The sequence below is a fragment of the Rheinheimera sp. genome (genome assembly GCF_036568245.1).
GTDB lineage: Bacteria > Pseudomonadota > Gammaproteobacteria > Enterobacterales > Alteromonadaceae > Alishewanella.
Map to the genome: position 1 here is coordinate 1 of NZ_DATCSY010000323.1, position 18,294 is coordinate 18,294.

The following is an 18,294-nucleotide window of genomic DNA, read 5'->3' on the forward strand; positions in this document are numbered from 1 at the left end:
TTCTTCGCTTCAAAGTGATACTCGCCACACTCTTCATAACCCAGTGCGATAAAGTGCGCAGCCAGCTTCTCCAGCCCGACTTTTTCCAGATTAAAAGTACGCAGCGCAATGTGATCGTTAATCACATCGTCCTGCTGTGAACTGCCCAGTAAGCGGTGTACGTTCTTGGCAGAAGGAGTGACCGCTACATAGTTTTGCCACAGATTGGCAAATAATTCTTTTACATCAGTATGCATTATTAATCCGCCTTAACGTTTACCAAATTAACTTGCAGGCCTTCTCAGGCCTTATCCAGAATAATAAATCTTGCCAGGTCGCCATCATGCAGCTGCAAGGTATCGGCAAACTCTGCACTTAGCAATAACACGCCCTGATCTGCATCAAACTTTGCCGCTTTTCCAAAGCTGGCCCTAAACTGTTGCAACGCCGTATTGGCAACGGCCAATGTTTGCTCTCCCTGAACATCGGCAATTTTAACCGGTACTTTCTTACTCGCCGCTACCGACTTAATCTGACTTAACCTGGCTTCTACCGTTGGCCCTGCGTCAAACAGGTCAATGTAGCCACGGTGAATAAAGCCTTCACTCTCCAGCATTTTAAGCGCTGGTTTTGTATTCTGATGTACCTGCCCTATTACAGCCTGCGCCGCCTGCGGCAGTAAGCCAACATAGATAGGATGGCGCGGCATCAGCTCAGCAATAAAGGCCTTCTTACCAATACCGATAAGATGATCAGCCGTAGGAAAATCAATCGTCAGAAACAATTGCTGCAGCCAGTGCCAGAACGGTGGCTGGCCGTCGCTATCAGCAGCACCGCGCATTTCAGCAATAACCCGGTCACTAAAACGCTGCGGGTGTTCCGCCATAAACAGAAACCGTACTTTTGATAAAAAGCGCCCGGCATGGTTACGCCGGTAACTTTCCCGCAAAAATAAAGTACAAATTTCAGACGCTCCGGTGTAATCGTTACACAGCGTCAGTGTTTTCAGCTGATTAAACACATTCAGTTCAGCACTGTGGTGAATAACCGTATTTTGCTGAAAGTGATACAGCGGCGTGCTGGTACCTACTGCCGCTTCAATACCGGTAGTACCGACTATCTCACCACTGGCCGTGTCTTCCAGTACAAACAGATAGCCCTGATCTCCCGGTGCTGTCACATCAGCGGCAAAGCTGTGCTCTGCATGGGTAATTTTCTGTTTCAACCGGTCATCGTTTACCGGCAGCGAGGTAAAACCCGCACCGGACTCAACTGCGATGTGTTTTAGCGCAGCAAAATCAGCTGCGGTGATCGGCCGGATCACTAACATAATTTAGCCCTTCACCACGCTGGCAACAGCCTGTTCGAAACGTGCCAGACCGGCCTCAATATCGGCATCGGGGATCACCAGTGATGGTGCAAAACGAACCACATTAGTGCCCGCTACCAGCGCCATCAGGCCCTGTTCTGCCGCCGCCAGCATGATATCGCGCGCTTTACCGGCATAATCACTGTTTAATACCGCACCAATCAGTAAGCCAGAACCACGGATTTCACTGAATACATGGTACTTTTCATTGATTTTATTCAGGCCAGCTTTAAACAGCTGCGCTTTGGCTTTAACGCCATTAAGCACTGCAGGTGTATTAACAGTAGTAACTGCCGCCAGCGCTACGGCACAGGCCAATGGGTTACCGCCATAAGTAGAACCATGGGTCCCCACGACCAGATGCTTAGCAATCTCAGTGGTGGTTAACATAGCACCGATAGGGAAACCGCCACCCAAGGCTTTAGCTGTGGTCAAAATATCCGGTGTGACCCCATAACCCATATAAGCATACAGCTCGCCGGTACGACCAACGCCCGTTTGCACTTCATCAAAAATCAGCAGTGCGTTGTGTTTATCACACAGCTCGCGCACACCTTTAATAAACTCTTTCGACGCTGGCATGACACCGCCTTCACCCTGCACCGGCTCAACCATGACGGCACAAGTGTTATCGTTTATCAGCGCTTTTAAGCTATCAAGATTATTAAACTCCGCATGTACAATAGCCTCTGGCTTAGGGCCAAAACCATCAGAATACGCAGGCTGACCACCTACAGTAACGGTGAAGAAAGTACGGCCATGAAAGCCTTGTTTGAAGGCAATAATCTGGTTTTTCTGCTCGCCATATTTATCTTTAGCATAACGACGAGCCAGTTTCAGTGCGGCTTCGTTTGACTCTGCACCTGAATTGGCAAAATACACTTTCTCAGCAAAAGTGGCATCAACCAGCGCTTTGGCCAACAGTAAGGCTGGCTCATTGGTCATCACATTAGATAAGTGCCACAGTTTATCAGCCTGATCTTTTAATGCCGACACCAGTGCCGGGTGACAATGGCCTAAACAGTTAACTGCTATGCCGCCGGCAAAGTCGATAAACTCATTGCCCTGCTGATCCCATACGCGTGAACCTTCACCCTTCACCGGGATAATTTTTGACGGCGCATAGTTAGGTACCATGACCTCATCGAATACACTTCTTGTCACCTGCATAAAAACCTCACTGTTGCTAAAGAAAACACCGCCTGTTCTCAATTATGTTGGTGGCGGTAGGCTGTAATTGTTGCTTTATTATATTGCTCATCGCCGTCATATTGCAGTATCATTATCAGCAATATAACCAATCAACATTGCAATTTAACGGAACCAATTGACAAAATGATAAGCAAGGAAGATGAAAAACTGTTAGCTGTGTTAAAACACAATGCCAGAGCCAGCATCTCAGATTTGGCCAGAATGATGGATTTATCACGCTCTACAGTACAAACCCGCATCGCAAAACTTGAGCAAAGCGGCATCATTAAAGGTTATTCCGTTGATTACGGTGACGATTATCTGGCGTCACTGGTATCGGCGCACGTCAGTATCAAGGTACGGCAAAAACTCACAGCAAAAACCAATATCGAACTAAAACAAATCCCGCAGGTATCGGCGCTGTATGCTATCAGTGGTGAGTATGATTTGATTGCGATAGTGCAGGCTCAGAGCACAGAGCAGCTGAGCCATATACTGGATGACATTGGTAACCTTGACGGCGTAGAGCGCACTAACTCATCAGTGATACTGGAAACGAAATTTAAACGGTAACTCAGCGTCGTAACGTCACCGTCGGCTGGCGTGGTTGCGACAGCACCAATTGCGTGCTTTTCAGATAATCAATAAAAGCCTGGGCGGCGACCTTGCAGTCTGTGCCCTGAGCGTCACAAGGCAGCTTGTCGATAGTGTTATACACTGTGCTAAACGACACCGCCCCGCTGCTGTCCATATTGGCGGTCACGTTATTTACGCTAAACACTGCCGGTTGGCCGTGCTGCAATATAATGTCCTGCCGATCGCTGCTATGTTGCTGTATTTGCTGCAACACCTGCCAGCCGTCGTTACCATCAGCCAGATACTGTGTCGTTGCCATCGTATAAATACCGTCCGGCTGAATATTCTGCCACTTTCCATCACGCCAAAACTGTAATTGATTGAGTTCAGCTTTACCTGCAGCCACTTCTGTTGCGATATAGCGTAGCTTGCCGGTATAAGGGAACTTGCCGCTATGTGCACCGGGTATAAGCGTGGCGCTAATGGTTTCACTGAGCAGTGAGCGCAGTTGCGCACCGCTGATACTCAGGACGCTGAGCGGCGTATTAAACGGCAGTACTTCCAGCCGAATGTTGCCTTCATACACACTACCCGCTTCAATAGCTGAGCGGATATTACCTGCGCCAATCAGTGCAAAATCAACGTTCTTGCCTGTTGCAGCGCGGATATCACTACGATTAAGCCAATGCACCATCGCATCAGTAATAAATCCAGCCAGCTCAGAACCGTGCTCTGTGCTGCCGCCACTGCCAGGCAACCGGACATGATTAATTCTCTGCTCCGCAACGGCAATTCGTTCACCATAAGCACGGCTGACGTCGGGTTTATACTGCGTGTCCAGCAGCTGACGCAATGAACTATCTTCTGCCACTATAGCCGTGCGTGGCAAGGCAGCAATATACTGCTCTGCGCTGTGCTGTTTACTGCCAGTCAAGCGGTTGGGCTCATCGCGCTGCGGTGAAGAGAAATAGTCGCGACTTGCCAGTAGCGTATTCTGGCCATTGCAGCGGGTAAGCTGCCCAGCGCGGTTAAAAGCCAGCTGCGCCTGCCCTATCGCCTGAGCAAATTGTCCTGCCTGCACGACACAGGTTTTACCCAGCCCATCAGGGTTAGTCACCAGTTCGGCATAAGGTCGTTGCTGGCCCAGCCCCCAGTGCCGAAAATCGCCGAGCAAACTGTGAGAATGACCACCGACTATCGCATCAATACCATTAACGGCGGCGGCAACGGCTAAGTCGCGCTGATGCCCAAGGTGTGTCAATGCAATAATATGCTTAACACCTTGTGCACTAAGCATATCAACTGTGTGCTGAGCAGATTGAACCTCATTATGAAACACCAGCGCGCCGGTACCCGGGGCAATTGCCCGCATATCTTCAAGCGCCAAGCCAAAAACAGCTATTAATTCGCGGCCTTTGGCCTGAGTTATGTCAGTAATAGCGTGCAGTTGGTGTTGTTCCACAACAAATAGCGCATAAGGCTTTATATTTTTACTGCCCGCCAGTGCCGGTTCATCCGCAGTATCAATATTTGCCGCCAGTAGCGGAAAATTAACCTTGCCAATGAAATCAGCCAGTTTTGCCAGGCCAATATCAAACTCGTGGTTGCCAAGTGCCATAGCGTCAATATGCATACGGTTTAATACGTCAACGTTAATGCGTTGCTCAAACAGCTCAAAATAAGCGCTGCCTTTAAACGCATCACCGCCGTGCAGAAACAGAGCCGGGATCTTATCCTGCACAGAGCGCAGTTTAAGCTGTCTGGCCTGCGTCAGGATGCGCGGGTGCCCACCGATGAAGGTGTAAACAGCCTGCTCGCCCTGCATGACTTTTGCCGGACTGGCATCAAAATGGGAATGAGTGTCGTTGATATGGATAATGTTCAGTGTCAACGCCGTATCTGATGGCTGTTGTGTTGCACATCCAACTGAAAGTAAAGCAGAAATACTTAAAATGGTCAGTAAACGCACAACACCTGTTCCTTAACGACAATAACTACTGTGCAATAAAAACCGCTACCTTAAGTGCTATTTGTCGCAAGCTCAAGTGAAAATCACGTGACAATACTTGTTAAACCGGCACAGCACTGGCAGGATCCGCGCACTTTAAAACACACAGGAGTATGCTGTGGCACATATTGCAAATGTTGCGCTGCTGGTAGACAACTATGATGACGCTATAGCGTTTTATACCACCAAACTTGGGTTTGAACTGTTGGAAGATACCGATTTAGGCAAAGGCAAGCGCTGGGTACAGGTTGCACCAAAGCAGCACAATGGCACAGCGTTGTTACTGGCTAAAGCCGCGACGGAACAACAAAAGCAATCTGTTGGTATGCAGGCTGGCGGCAGAGTGTGGCTGTTTTTGCAAACTGACGATTTCTGGCAGGATTACAATGCAATGAAAGCGGCCGGTGTTACCTTCCTCGAAGCGCCTCGTGAAGAAGCTTATGGCACTGTGGTTGTTTTTACCGATCTGTATGGTAATCAGTGGGATTTACTGCAGCGTACCGACAACTAGCGGTCAATGCCAGGCTACCTGACTACGGCCTTTTTTCTTTGCCTGATACAACGCGGCGTCGGCCCTTTCAAATAATGTTCTGAAGCTGTCATCTGCTTTCAGCGCCGCTACACCAAAACTGGCAGACACGCTCAAATCGTTTGCCAGCTTAATCCCTCTGAGCCGGTCAATAATGCGCTGACCGATGGCAACAACAACATCTTGCTGGGTATGCGGCAACAATACGACAAATTCGTCGCCACCATAACGCCCTATCACATCTGTAGGCCTGAGTAGTTGTTGCGCGGCATGACAGGCGTCGCGCAGAACCTGATCGCCAACACTGTGGCCCAGTTGATCGTTAATGCGTTTAAAATGGTCAATGTCAAACACCATCAGGCACAGCGGCTCCTGCTGCTCGAGCGAGCGGGCAATTTCCAGTTCAGCTCTTTGCTGCAAATGCACCCGTGATGCCACTTTAGTCAGGCTGTCGGTCGAAACAATAAGCCGCAGTTGCATATTGGCCGTCATCAGTGCCGGTACCGCCAAGCCAAACAACGCATTGGCAGCAATAACGTTGATGGCGAACTGATACACCATAGCGTATTGCAGCAGGCCCAGAAAATGCACCAGAAGCGCTATGACAAAACTACTCAGGGCCAGACTCAGCGTAGTAAAAAACGCCGACTCAGTACAAGCAATCCACATATGTGGGATCACCAGAAAAAATACCGCAAAAGCACTTTGCGGCGAGTCAGAATAGCGCGCCAACAGCATCGTCAGAGTTAGCAAAACAACATTCACCAGCAGTTTAAACTGATAGCCGCTGCTTGCCACACGTTGCTGTGGGCCGATGTAGTCTTCCAGCACAAACTGGGGTGACGGGTAAAGTACCGCCAGTACGCCGGAAAAAAGCGGCGCAATAACGACCACGCCGGCCATATCACCAATCCAGAACGGTAACCAGGTATGGGCAATATCTTCAAGCGGCATCATTGACGACATCACCAGCGCCGCCAACACTGAGAAGGTCGCGAGCAACGAGCTTAGCGCCGCAACCAGCAAAAAGCCGATAACAAACAACGGTAAATAAAACTGCCCGATATTAGCCAAACGCCTGAGTAACCTGGCGCCGGCATAATACGGCACTATATGCGCCACACCAAATAACAAGCCTGCCTGCAGTAATTGTAATGTGTTAAGTGCGAGCTGATATTGCTGCCCGGTCCAGAATGTTACAATCACACACCCCAGAATCAGTACCGGCACCGCTCTTATACCAATAATAAACAGTGCAGCACTGGTAAGCCCGGCAGCAGGAAACCAGATACTGGCATGTTCGGTGTATTCAACCAGCAACCCCAGCATCCAGACAGCAAGCCACAGCAGCAATAGCAAAGTATTGCGCCACAATGCATAGCGCGAAATTTGCCTGAGTAGACTAAATAGCTGCGGGTAAAAGTTGCTCATCGGCTGACTAATCTTGCGTTACTGTTAAGGCAGTGACGTAATTTATAATGCGGCACTGATTTTCTGAGCCAGCGCCTTAATTTTTTCCATATCCCCCTGCTCGGCACCGTGGCCTTTTAACTTTCGCAGATGTTCAGGGATTAAATGAAAGTGTAAGTGCGGTACAGTTTGCCCTGCGGCTTCGCCATTGAGCTGCATCAGCACGACGCCTTCAACACCAAGGGTAGATTTGAGTGCTGACATCACTTTTTGCACGGTGGTCATGGTATGGGTTAGTTCATCGGCTGGAATATCCAGCAGCGTTTCTGCTTTAAACTTTGGGATCACCAGGGTGTGACCGTCAGCCTGCGGCATGATGTCCATAAAGGCCAGCGTGTAGTCATCTTCGTATACTTTGAAACTGGGAATGTCGCCGCGCAGAATTTTGGCGAAAATATTATTGTCATCGTAACTCATGGCATACTCCGGTAACGTCTTTTTACCGGAGTATGCCAGCACAGCAGTTTACTTCAAGTATTCTGCATGAAAATGCAGGTGCTCACCGATAAAACTGGCGATAAAGTAATAGCTATGATCATAACCTGGCTGCAGGCGGATCTCGGCCTTAACATCGTTTAACGATGCCGCTTCCATCAGGCTTGCTGTGCGCAGTTGCTCTGGGTAAAAATTATCTGCCGTGCCTTGATCCACCAAAATCGGCGCTACCTTCTTTGCGTCCCGCAATAACAAAGAGGCATCATATTGCTGCCATTGGCTTCTATCTTCACCTAAATAACCGCTAAAAGCTTTAATGCCCCAGGGGCTGTTTACCGGATTGCAAATCGGCGAAAAAGCAGAAATACTGCAGTAGCGCTCTGGGTTGCGAAGGCCGATAACCAAAGCACCATGGCCGCCCATGGAATGGCCACTGATCGCACGTTTGTCTGTTAACGGCAATGCTGCTTCTACCAGTTCAGGCAATTCGCTGACGATATAGTCGTACATCTTGTAATGCTGATTGAAAGGCGCTTTAGAAGCGTTAACATAAAATCCGGCACCTAAGCCAAAATCGTAAGCGGCGTTTTCATCGTCAGGTACACCTTCACCACGCGGGCTGGTATCAGGAATAATTAAAGCGAGACCCAATTTAGCGGCATATTGCTGTGCACCGGCCTTACTGGAAAAGTTTTCATCGGTGCAGGTTAGCCCCGACAGCCAGTATAGCGCGGGTACCCTCGCGGTTTCGGCTTGCGGAGGCAGAAAAACAGAAAACTGCATGTCGCAGTGTAATACTGCCGATTGATGTTTATAGCGGATTTGCTTACCGCCAAAGCATAACTGTTCACTTACTTTGGTTATGGCTGATGTAGTCATACTATGTCCTTCAAACGCGGTCAGGACAGATTACAACGCCCGCCCTGGCTCGTCACAGCAACTCGTTCGCGCTTGCGCGCTCGCTCAGACACTCTGTGCCGACCAGAACGGGGTTCTAATCCGTCCTTCAATCACTTTCAAAATCAAAAATGAATAACAGTTCTGATTGACTTACCTTCATGCATTAAATCAAAGGCTTTATTAATATCTTCCAGCGGCATGGTATGGGTAATAAAGGTATCCAGCTCAAACTCACCATTTAAGTAGCGGTTGACGTATTCTGGCAGCTCGCTGCGCCCTTTTACACCACCAAACGCCGTACCACGCCAAACCCGACCGGTCACCAGCTGAAATGGTCTGGTAGAAATTTCCTGGCCCGCGCCAGCAACGCCGATGATAACCGACTCCCCCCAGCCTTTGTGACAGCACTCCAGTGCTGAGCGCATTACATGTACGTTACCAATACATTCAAACGAGAAATCGACGCCGCCATCGGTCATCTCAACGATGACCTCTTGAATCGGCTTATCAAATTTCTTCGGGTTCACCACATCAGTTGCACCGAGCTTTTTCGCAATATCAAACTTATCTTCGTTGATATCGATAGCAATAATCCGGCTGGCTTTTGCCATCACGGCGCCAATTACTGCCGATAAACCAATACCACCCAGGCCAAAAATGGCTACCGTATCGCCTTCTTTTACCTTGGCCGTGTTCATTACCGCGCCCATACCCGTGGTAACACCACAGCCGAGCAGACAGACTTTTTCTAACGGTGCTTCTTTACTGATTTTCGCCAGCGAGATTTCCGGTAACACTGTGTATTCAGAAAATGTCGATGTGCCCATATAGTGGTAAATAGGTTTACCGTCTTTTGAAAAACGTGTGGTGCCATCTGGCATCAGGCCCTTACCCTGGGTTGCGCGAATGGCCTGACACAGGTTAGTTTTGCCCGATAAGCAGAACTTACATTTGCCGCACTCCGGGGTATACAGTGGAATAACATGATCGCCGACAGCAACAGAAGTTACGCCCTCACCCACTGCTTCAACAATACCCCCCCCCTCATGGCCCAGAATGGCCGGAAAAATACCTTCAGGGTCTTCACCGGATAATGTAAAAGCATCGGTGTGACATACACCAGTCGCCACAATTTTAACCAGTACTTCACCTTTTTGCGGTGGCATTAAGTCCACTTCTTCAATTGATAAAGGCTGACCCGGGCCCCAGGCCACAGCAGCACGTGTTTTAATCATGTTCATAGGGTTGTCCTTTTAAAAAGTTAACACAGGCAAAGTTTATAACGGCAAGTGTAACCTGAATTGTATTTTTTCCATATCAATGAAAATACCACTACAATGCAAATAAGTTTTTCATATTTGCAATAATACTAAGGCAAAATCAGATGAAACACTGGATTGGGATCAGTGAGTTTGTAGCAGTAGCAGAGCAACAAAGTTTTACCAAAGCAGCCAGATCCCTGGGGATTTCGGTGGCGCAGGTTAGCCGTAATATTGCCGAGCTGGAAACATCATTGGCGATAAAATTATTGTATCGCAGCACACGTAATGTCAGCCTGACCGAAGAAGGACAACTGTACCTGCAACATTGCCGTCATCTCGTCAGCAGTCTGGAAGAAGCAAACCGTGCGCTGGCCAACCTGAAGGCCAGTCCCAAAGGGCTGATTAAGCTGACGGCCCCTGTGTTTTACGGCGAAACCCACATTGCCCCGCTATTGCATGATTTTCTTAAGCTGTATCCCGATACCGAGCTGGATATGCAGCTGACGAATAACAAACTGGATCTTATTCAGGGTGGTTTTGACTTAGCCATACGTCTGGGCACACTGGAAGATTCCAGCCTGATTGCACGCAAGCTGGCCAGCAGAACCCAGTACATCGTTGCGTCTCCTGAATATCTGCACAAAAACGGCACGCCAACGACACTACAGCAGCTACAGCAACATCAGTGCCTGACGGGCACGGTCACTGTATGGCGTTTTAATGTTGAAGGCAGTGTGCAACAGTTTAAACCTAAAGGCAGAGTTGTCTGTAACAGCGGGGTCGCTTTACTGGATGCCGCGTTAAAGGGACTTGGGCTGGTACAGCTGCCTGATTATTACGTTAAAGACAAGCTCAGTAAGGCACAGCTGCATTCGGTACTGGATAACATTCGTCAACCCGATGACGGTATCTGGGCGCTTTATCCACAAAACCGGCATTTATCCGCGAAAGTGCGGGTGCTGGTAGATTTTTTAGCTGAGAAGTTAGCAAAATGATATATAATTGCGCTCTCGCGCTACAACATCTGGCAGTAACAATACCGGTAACCTCATGAATAGCCACTGGCCCAGACTGGGCTTTATCCTTTGTTTGTTTTTATCTGCCACTAAGGTGCCGGCTAGCGCTGACCAAAAGCTGATATTCAGAACTGCTTTAGACACGCCGGCAGCGCAGTATAGTCAGGCATTGCTCAGCGAAGCCTATAAGGCGATGGGCATCCAGGTGGAATTTATCTCGGTACCGTTTGGCAGAAGTCTGGTCGAGTCCAATAAAGGCCGTCTTTCAGGCGAACTGGCAAGAGTATTGGATGTCACCCAACGCTATCCTAATTTACTTGCGGTACCTTACGTTCTATTCGATACCAACGTAAATTTGTATGTTAATCAGACCAAATGTGCCGGCTGCAGTTTAAGCACTGTCAGTAGCCTGGTGTATGTCAGAGGCGCGCTAATTCTGGAAAACATGCTACATGCGCTGCCACCGGACATTCAGTTAATTCCGGTGTCAGATACCGCCGCTGCCCGGCAACTGTATGAGCAGCAAAAAGTCGATGCCGTGCTCTTTGCTGCGTATCAGCTATCAGCAGCGCCGCAAGGGTTTGTCAGTATCATGCAAACAATAAAAACGGTGCCGGATTACCATATGCTACATAAACGCTATCAGTCGTTGCTGCAAGCGCTGGCAAAAACCTTGTTTAAACTGGAAGCAGACGGCACAGCGGCCAGGCTGCGCCGGCAATTCGGGGTCCCACCACCCAAACATCAGCTAAAAAGCCACCTTAGCCTGCCGGTAGCTGAGTTTAACTAATCCCACGGGCAGCATTTGGCTTAACACCGCAGCTGTTTTATCATGGCACTGTTAATAACTTACAAAACGGAACTGCTGATGAAAAAACTGCTGCTAACCCTGTTGTTCGTGTGGCTCACCAATCCCCTGCTGGCACAGGATTTTAATGCCGGTGAACATTATGATGTGGTGTCATCTGACGTTAGCGCGTCAAAACAAGTGATGGAGTTTTTCTCATATTTCTGCCCGCACTGCTACAACTTCGAACCTATCGCGCAGCAGCTTAAAACGTCTTTACCGGCGACGGTTAGTTTCAAACGTGCCCCGGTATCGTTTCTCGGCCGCGATATGGGACCTGAGCTACAACGCGCCTATGCGCTGGCAGTAGCACTGGATCTGGAACACCGCATTACACCTGCACTGTTTGCACGGATCCATACAGAACGTAAAGCGCCGGCTAACCGTGCAGAAGTCAAAGCCTTGTTTGCTGAGCATGGCGTTGCGCCAGACGTTTTCGACAGCAGAATTGACAGCATGCCGATACTTGCCGATGTTGCCGGTTACGACAGTATCCGCGAAAAACTTAACATCACCTCAGTGCCGACTTTTGTCGTCAATGGTAAGTATGCGATTAAAATCGGCGCGTTAAAATCACAACAGCAGTTTAATGATCTGGTCAGCTATTTGCTAAACCTGGACGCACAGGAGTCTGATAATGCAACAGATTAAAATCGATTTGGTATCTGATATTGCCTGCCCCTGGTGTGCGATAGGTTATGCCCGATTAGAACAGGCGCTAAGCAGTCTGCCTGATATAACTGCAAGCATAGAGTGGCATGCATTTGAGCTGAACCCGGATAAAAATATGGCCAAAGAGCCTATATTGCCGGCACTGAGCCGCAAATATGGCCGGCCGGAAGCCGAAATGCGTGCGGCACAGGAGAATATGATCCGCATTGCAACAGAGCTTGGGCTTAACTTCAGCAATATGCAGCAGCGTTATACCTGCAATACGTTTGACGCTCACCGTTTGGTTAAATGGGCAGCCAGCCAGCATAAAGCCACTGCCATGAAACAGGCATTGTTTAATGCGTATTTTGGTGAAGCTGCTGATGTTTCAAACCATGAGGTGCTGCTGCAGTGCGCACAAAGTGCCGGGCTGGATAAAGACGCCGCAGCAAAGATTCTGGCAACAGATGAGTACGCCGACATAGTTGATGCTGATATCGCCAGGTACCAGCACGCTGGTATTTCGTCGGTGCCGGCTTTTATCATCAATAATAAATACCTGATTTCTGGTGCACAGGAGCCATCTCAACTGGCGGCTGCCTTGCAACAAATTGCCGCTGAACCAGCCGCCTGAGAGCTGACATACAGATGACCGTAGCGCGCTGTTTAGCCTGCCAACTGCGGTCGTCTGGCTCTGGGCAGGCTTTTCACCACCAACTGATAAGAATGCTCTATCTGGCGTTTAACTTCATTTTCAGGCACGCTGCCATCAAGTAGCAGCGTGTTCCAATGCTGTTTATTCATATGATAGCCGGGTGTTATTGCCGGAAATATATCCCGCAGCATTAGTGCCTCCTGCGGATCACATTTCAGATTCACTCTTGCCCCCCCGGCTGTTTCCGACAAAATCGCGAAAATCTTACCCACTACTTTATATACATAAATATCCGGACCGAACGGAAAATCTTCGCTACTTTGCTGTTGCATCAGGCAATGCTCGCGGCAGTCTTGAAAATTCATCAAATACCCTTGCAGAAAACCGGTGAGTAATTGGCTGACTGTAATTTTATGCAGTCAAGCCAACGACAGGTTAAAGAATACAGAGCGGGTTAACAACATAAAAATACCCGGGCAGTTTACTGCCCGGGTATGCCGAAATCAAAAGCCTGATGCCAGCTTACATACAGCTACATACCAATGCCGCTGCTTTTAACCCGCTGCCATTCGCTTTTATCCAGCACCCTGTCACTGTTGGTATCGAACTTATCAAACACACTGGTATGCCACTCTGTGCGGGTTAACCGGCCATCACTGTCACGGTCAAACTCCTCCAGGCTGCCACCCATGCGGTTGGCCATAAATTCAGTATCATCAATCATACCGTCATTGTTACGGTCAGCTTTGCCAAAATACTGCTCGCCGACATATTGCTCAAATTCTATTTTCGATACAGTACCGTTTTTATCTGTATCTACGGTATCCATGTGGCCGACTCCCCCAGCCAGCACTGAAGTAGTTGCTAAAGCCAGAGTAAGGATCAGTGCAGAATTCAGTTGCGTTTTCATGTCATATCTCCTCTTACTGATTACGAAACGACGCTGTAAATATACAGCCTGATGTTACAACACAATGTTATATCGCAACGGCTGTACCAACACGGCACAACGGCGGCTTGAAGCACTATAGTGCGCTGATATGAGGTGATTTTTTAAATGCGGGATTAACGGATTGTGCTACCGGCCACAAAGCAGCCGGTAGCGTACAGAGGTAATATTTGCATACTACGGGTAATTATTACGCCAGGTTAACCTGCGTTAGCCTTTGGTGTATTTATCCAGCCACTGGAATACTTCGTTATACCAGCGTACGCGGTTGTCCTTGTTTAAGATCCAGTGATTTTCATCCGGGAAAATCACCAGCCGCGAGTCAATGCCTTTACGTTGCAGATTGGTAAAGGCGCCCAGCCCCTGCGCGTACGGCACCCGGTAGTCTTTTAAGCCATGGATCACCAGCATGGGTGTTTGCCAGTTATCGGCCAGCGCTGCTGGGTTAAATTTCTGATAGTCAGACCCGGCCTGCCATACCGGCCCACCTAAGTCATACTCCGGAAACCATAACTCTTCGGTGCTGCCGTAAAAGCTTGGCATATCGTACAAGCCAGCGTGGTTCACCAGACATTTAAATCCGGTTGGCCAGTTACCGGCAATCCAGTTCATCATATAACCACCGTAAGAAGCACCAAGCGCACAAGCCCGGCTGCCATCAATCCACGGTTGCGCCTGCACGATGTAGTCAAAACCTTTCTTTAAGTCTTCCAGCGGCTTACCGCCCCAGTCACGGCTGATAGAGGCTGTAAAATCCTGGCCATAGCCGGTTGAACCATGAAAATCGATCATCACCACCGCATAGCCTTTGGCGGCGTACATCTGCGCATTCCAGCGCTCATTAAACATATTGCCAAAGCTGCCCTGCGGCCCGCCGTGGACTAAAAACGCCATCGGATATTTTTTCTTGGCGTCAAAGTCCCACGGCTTTACCAGATATCCATACACAGTATCGTCATTAGCGCCTTTAAAGCTAAACTGCTCATAGTCGCCAAACTGTACTTGTTCACGCCAGCTGGCATTGATGTCGGTTAGCTGCGTTAAACCACTGCCATCAAGATTAAGCTGAAACACCTCTGGCGGCATATCCAGTTTATGGTTGGTAAAGACGATTTTATCGCTGGCAATATTCAGCGCACCAGCCGTGCCGTCGCCAAAGACTTTGCGCACATCACCAAAGCCGGTATTAATAGCATAAATGCTGTACTGGCCAACATCCTGCGTGGTGACATACACAGTGCGGTTATCCGGGCCAAATTTATAATCACTGACCGAGCGGTCAAATTCCGGTGCCAGTTCTTTGCGCTGCCCGGTCACCATATCCAGCAACATCAGGCTGAATTTATCCGCCTCGGCCTGTGGTTTACTCATGGCTTTATATGCCATAAAACGGCCATCGCTGGAAAATGACGGCTGTGCATCCCAGGCCGGGTTCGCTGCTGTCAGGTTTTGTTTTTCACCACCTGTTACCGGCACCATAAAAATATCGTAATTGGTGTGCCAGGCCTGATCGGCCGCCGGGATCTTCGCGCTAAACACCAGGCGCTGATTATCCGGTGTGAAAGCTACCTCGTTCATACCGGCGATGTCGGTGTTCCACTCGCTCATCAGGTTGGTAGCATCTTTCACTACACCGTTGCTAAGTGTCGCAACATGTAGGTGACTGCGATACGCCGTTTGCCAGCTATCCCAGTGCCGCACCATCAACTGGTCAAACGCCATCGCCGTATCTTTTTTAGTTGCATCAGCCGCTTTAGCATCTACTGTACATTGCAATGTCTGGCAGCCGGGTTTAGCCGCCAGCGCCAATGCTAATTGCTTGCCATCTGCTGACACTTTAAAACCTTCAACCGGCACAGGCAGATCAGTTAGCTGCAGCGCCTCACCACCATACAGCGGCAGGTTCCAGACCTGAGCAGTGCCACTGCGGCTGGCAATAAAATAAATGCTACGCCCATCTGCCGCCCACTGCAGCTGGCTTTCACGGCCTGCGCTTTGGGTTAAACGGGTAACCTTGTTTAAGTTGGATAAATCCATCAGGTACAGGTCGCTGCTGGTATCCGCCGGGTTAAAACCACCATTGCTCAGACCATAAGCGACAAAACGGCCATCAGGCGATAACACAACATCGTGTAACTTATTAAACTGGTTTAAATGCTCTACTGTCAGCGGCGCTTTGGCCTGAGCGCTGGCAGCGGCCAGCAGTGCGAGTGTCAGTAAGGTCTTTTTCATGCGTATCCCTTGGATTTTTGTTGTTATAAGCTGAAAAAAATAAGGCTGCAGCACAGCTACAGCCTTTGAGTTTATCGCAATTACGCTTTTTCCATTTGCTGGATGTTCACTTTCCAGATAGCCGGCCCCTGTTGGTGCACGTTGTTACCGTTTGAATCTACCGCAACCGTTACCGGCATGTCCTGTACATCAAACTCGTAAATCGCTTCCATACCTAAATCGGCGAAAGCGACCACGCGTGACTTTTTAATCGCTTTAGATACCAGATAAGCCGCGCCGCCCACTGCCATTAAGTACACAGCTTTGTGTTGTTTAATGCTGGCAATGGTTTTATCACCACGCTCTGATTTACCAATCATACCCAGCAAACCGGTTTGCGACAGCATCATATCGGTGAACTTATCCATCCGCGTCGCCGTTGTCGGGCCGGCCGGGCCAACCACTTCATCGCCTACCGCGTCTACCGGGCCAACGTAGTAGATAAAGCGGTTTTTAAAGTCCACGCCATCAGGCAGTGATTCGCCGCGGTTTAGCATGTCTGCAATACGTTTATGCGCCGCATCACGGCCGGTCAGCATTTTGCCGCTTAGCAGCACGGTTTCACCGGCTTTCCACTCTAATACGTCTTGTGGCGTCACGGTATCCAGGTTTACCCGGCGCACATTACTGCCAAGCTCCCAGGTTACCTGCGGCCAGTCTTCCAGTTTTGGTGGCTGAATATCGGCCGGGCCTGTGCCATCTAAATGAAAGTGCACATGGCGCGTGGCGGCACAGTTAGGGATCATCACCACCGGCAAACTGGCGGCATGGGTTGGTACGCTGTTAATTTTCACATCAACAACAGTGGTTAAACCACCCAGGCCCTGAGCACCGATGCCCAGCTTGTTCACTTTTTCATACAGCTCTAAGCGCAGTTTCTCATCAGCAGTTTCTGCACCTTTGGCAATAAGCTCCTGAATATCGACCGGCTCCATCAGCGCCTCTTTGGCCAGTACCGCCGCTTTTTCAGCAGTACCACCGATGCCTATGCCTAACATGCCCGGCGGACACCAGCCAGCGCCCATCTTAGGTAAGGTTTCCAGTACCCAGTCAACGATTGAATCTGACGGGTTAAGCATCACCATTTTGGTTTTGTTTTCTGAACCGCCACCTTTGGCTGCAATCATCACTTCAACATGATGGCCGGCGACCAAGTCAATGTGCACCACGGCTGGAGTATTGTCTTTGGTGTTTTTACGTGCTCCGGCAGGGTCTGCCACAATAGAAGCGCGCAGCGGGTTATCCGGGTTCAGGTAAGCGCGGCGTGTGCCCTCGTTTACCATCTCCTGCACTGTCATATCGGTTTTATCCCACTTTACATCCATACCAATTTTAACAAAGCAGGTAACGATACCCGTGTCCTGGCAAATTGGCCGGTGGCCTTCAGCTGACATGCGCGAGTTAATCAGAATTTGCGCGATGGCATCTTTTGCCGCCTGATTCTGCTCTTTGTGGTAGGCCACTTCCAGCGCTTTGATAAAATCCAGCGGGTGATAATACGAGATGTACTGCAATGCATCTTCGATGCTGTCGATAAAGTCTTGCTGGCGAATAACCGTCATCTTTACTTGTCCTCTGACGCCTCTGGCAGCGCCATGTTTAACTATTTTAGCGGGTGCTGGTATGATAGCGCGCATCAGAAACAGCGGCTAGCCCCATTCATGCAGCAGTACCTTATTCCGCCAGAAATTTACGGCGAAACGCCGGCCAACTTACTTGCACTGTTCAGCCATTTTGCCGACCAGCCCTGGGCCATGTTGCTTGACTCTGCCTCGCCAGACCATGTGAACAGCCGCTACGACATACTCGTAGCAGAGCCTGTAGCGACTTTGGAAGCGAAACACGGCAGCTGTATTTTAACTGACGATCAGGGCGCCCATGTTTACCAGCAAGACCCGTTTACCGTGCTTAACTGTGCGCTAAAGCGGTATTTCCCACACGGTAGCGATAACGGCTTACCCTTTACCGGCGGCGCGCTGGGCTACTTTGGCTATGACCTTGGCCGCTATGTGGAAAAACTGCCAGCCACCGCCCAAGCCGACATTGCGCTGCCGGATATGGCCGTAGGCTTATATAACTGGGCGCTGCTCCTGGACAAACAGCAGCAAAAGTTGTGGTATACCAACTATCAGGGTAATGCAGAAGCGGGTTGGAAAAAACTTTATGCCAGATTACAGCAACCACAT

General features: G+C 49.4%; 18 protein-coding genes and 1 pseudogene. 7 read left to right on the forward strand and 12 right to left on the reverse strand.

The window, feature by feature from the left end; genetic code table 11:
* The 3 genes from VIN66_RS14395 to VIN66_RS14405 form a co-directional block, all read right to left on the reverse strand.
* On the reverse strand, positions 1–236 hold a 236-nt coding region (locus tag VIN66_RS14395), incomplete at its 3' end, for a 2-oxoadipate dioxygenase/decarboxylase family protein (RefSeq protein WP_414709907.1).
* A gap of 44 nt (positions 237–280) precedes the next feature.
* Positions 281–1,309 (reverse strand): arginine N-succinyltransferase, encoded by a 1,029-nt coding sequence (astA, locus tag VIN66_RS14400; protein ID WP_331924628.1) that lies wholly within the window; start codon positions 1,307–1,309, stop codon positions 281–283.
* Positions 1,310–1,312: 3 nt separating this feature from the next.
* Positions 1,313–2,518, reverse strand: a complete 1,206-nt coding sequence (locus VIN66_RS14405) for an aspartate aminotransferase family protein (RefSeq protein ID WP_331924629.1) — start codon at positions 2,516–2,518, stop codon at positions 1,313–1,315.
* Between the two features lie 165 nt (positions 2,519–2,683).
* Here VIN66_RS14405 and VIN66_RS14410 point away from each other — a divergent pair, with 165 nt between their 5' ends.
* On the forward strand, positions 2,684–3,112 hold the full coding sequence (locus VIN66_RS14410; protein ID WP_331924630.1) for an Lrp/AsnC family transcriptional regulator: 429 nt from the start codon (positions 2,684–2,686) through the stop codon (positions 3,110–3,112).
* A 1-nt stretch (position 3,113) separates the two neighbouring features.
* Here VIN66_RS14410 and VIN66_RS14415 read toward each other — a convergent pair whose 3' ends face one another.
* Positions 3,114–5,084, reverse strand: a complete 1,971-nt coding sequence (locus VIN66_RS14415; RefSeq protein WP_331924631.1) for a bifunctional metallophosphatase/5'-nucleotidase — start codon at positions 5,082–5,084, stop codon at positions 3,114–3,116.
* Between the two features lie 157 nt (positions 5,085–5,241).
* Between VIN66_RS14415 and VIN66_RS14420 the strand changes: the two genes are divergently transcribed.
* A complete protein-coding gene (locus VIN66_RS14420; RefSeq protein ID WP_331924632.1) occupies positions 5,242–5,634 on the forward strand; it encodes a VOC family protein in 393 nt (130 codons plus the stop codon).
* A 3-nt stretch (positions 5,635–5,637) separates the two neighbouring features.
* Here VIN66_RS14420 and VIN66_RS14425 read toward each other — a convergent pair whose 3' ends face one another.
* From VIN66_RS14425 to VIN66_RS14440, 4 genes are all read right to left on the reverse strand, one after another.
* Positions 5,638–7,083 (reverse strand): diguanylate cyclase, encoded by a 1,446-nt coding sequence (locus tag VIN66_RS14425; RefSeq protein WP_331924633.1) that lies wholly within the window; start codon positions 7,081–7,083, stop codon positions 5,638–5,640.
* 42 nt (positions 7,084–7,125) lie between these two features.
* On the reverse strand, positions 7,126–7,539 hold the full coding sequence (locus VIN66_RS14430; RefSeq protein WP_331924634.1) for an HIT family protein: 414 nt from the start codon (positions 7,537–7,539) through the stop codon (positions 7,126–7,128).
* Between the two features lie 48 nt (positions 7,540–7,587).
* The gene (gene fghA, locus VIN66_RS14435) at positions 7,588–8,436 is read right to left on the reverse strand and encodes an S-formylglutathione hydrolase (RefSeq protein ID WP_331924635.1); all 849 of its coding nucleotides are present in this window, start codon (positions 8,434–8,436) and stop codon (positions 7,588–7,590) included.
* 143 nt (positions 8,437–8,579) lie between these two features.
* Positions 8,580–9,692 (reverse strand): S-(hydroxymethyl)glutathione dehydrogenase/class III alcohol dehydrogenase, encoded by a 1,113-nt coding sequence (locus tag VIN66_RS14440; RefSeq protein ID WP_331924644.1) that lies wholly within the window; start codon positions 9,690–9,692, stop codon positions 8,580–8,582.
* A gap of 149 nt (positions 9,693–9,841) precedes the next feature.
* Here VIN66_RS14440 and VIN66_RS14445 point away from each other — a divergent pair, with 149 nt between their 5' ends.
* The 4 genes from VIN66_RS14445 to VIN66_RS14460 all read left to right on the forward strand — a co-directional run bounded on the left by VIN66_RS14445 (position 9,842) and on the right by VIN66_RS14460 (position 12,867).
* Positions 9,842–10,714, forward strand: a complete 873-nt coding sequence (locus tag VIN66_RS14445) for a LysR substrate-binding domain-containing protein (RefSeq protein ID WP_331924636.1) — start codon at positions 9,842–9,844, stop codon at positions 10,712–10,714.
* Positions 10,715–10,769: 55 nt separating this feature from the next.
* On the forward strand, positions 10,770–11,525 hold the full coding sequence (locus tag VIN66_RS14450; protein ID WP_331924637.1) for a transporter substrate-binding domain-containing protein: 756 nt from the start codon (positions 10,770–10,772) through the stop codon (positions 11,523–11,525).
* A gap of 78 nt (positions 11,526–11,603) precedes the next feature.
* Positions 11,604–12,233 (forward strand): thiol:disulfide interchange protein DsbA/DsbL, encoded by a 630-nt coding sequence (locus VIN66_RS14455; RefSeq protein WP_331924638.1) that lies wholly within the window; start codon positions 11,604–11,606, stop codon positions 12,231–12,233.
* A complete protein-coding gene (locus tag VIN66_RS14460) occupies positions 12,220–12,867 on the forward strand; it encodes a DsbA family oxidoreductase (protein WP_331924639.1) in 648 nt (215 codons plus the stop codon). Before VIN66_RS14455 ends, VIN66_RS14460 begins: the two co-directional genes overlap by 14 nt.
* Positions 12,868–12,899: 32 nt before the next feature.
* On the opposite strand, the gene VIN66_RS14465 is transcribed toward VIN66_RS14460, so the two are convergent.
* The 4 genes from VIN66_RS14465 to VIN66_RS14480 all read right to left on the reverse strand — a co-directional run bounded on the left by VIN66_RS14465 (position 12,900) and on the right by VIN66_RS14480 (position 17,670).
* A complete protein-coding gene (locus VIN66_RS14465) occupies positions 12,900–13,253 on the reverse strand; it encodes an MmcQ/YjbR family DNA-binding protein (RefSeq protein ID WP_331924640.1) in 354 nt (117 codons plus the stop codon).
* 167 nt (positions 13,254–13,420) lie between these two features.
* Positions 13,421–13,798, reverse strand: coding sequence for a hypothetical protein (locus VIN66_RS14470; protein WP_331924641.1), 378 nt, complete (start codon positions 13,796–13,798; stop codon positions 13,421–13,423).
* A 249-nt stretch (positions 13,799–14,047) separates the two neighbouring features.
* Complete coding sequence (locus VIN66_RS14475) at positions 14,048–16,069, reverse strand: S9 family peptidase (protein ID WP_331924642.1); 2,022 nt, start codon at positions 16,067–16,069, stop codon at positions 14,048–14,050.
* 80 nt (positions 16,070–16,149) lie between these two features.
* Positions 16,150–17,670, reverse strand: a complete 1,521-nt coding sequence (locus VIN66_RS14480; RefSeq protein ID WP_331924643.1) for a fumarate hydratase — start codon at positions 17,668–17,670, stop codon at positions 16,150–16,152.
* 99 nt (positions 17,671–17,769) lie between these two features.
* Here VIN66_RS14480 and pabB point away from each other — a divergent pair.
* A pseudogene (gene pabB / locus VIN66_RS14485) lies at positions 17,770–18,294 on the forward strand (aminodeoxychorismate synthase component I); the annotation flags it as partial.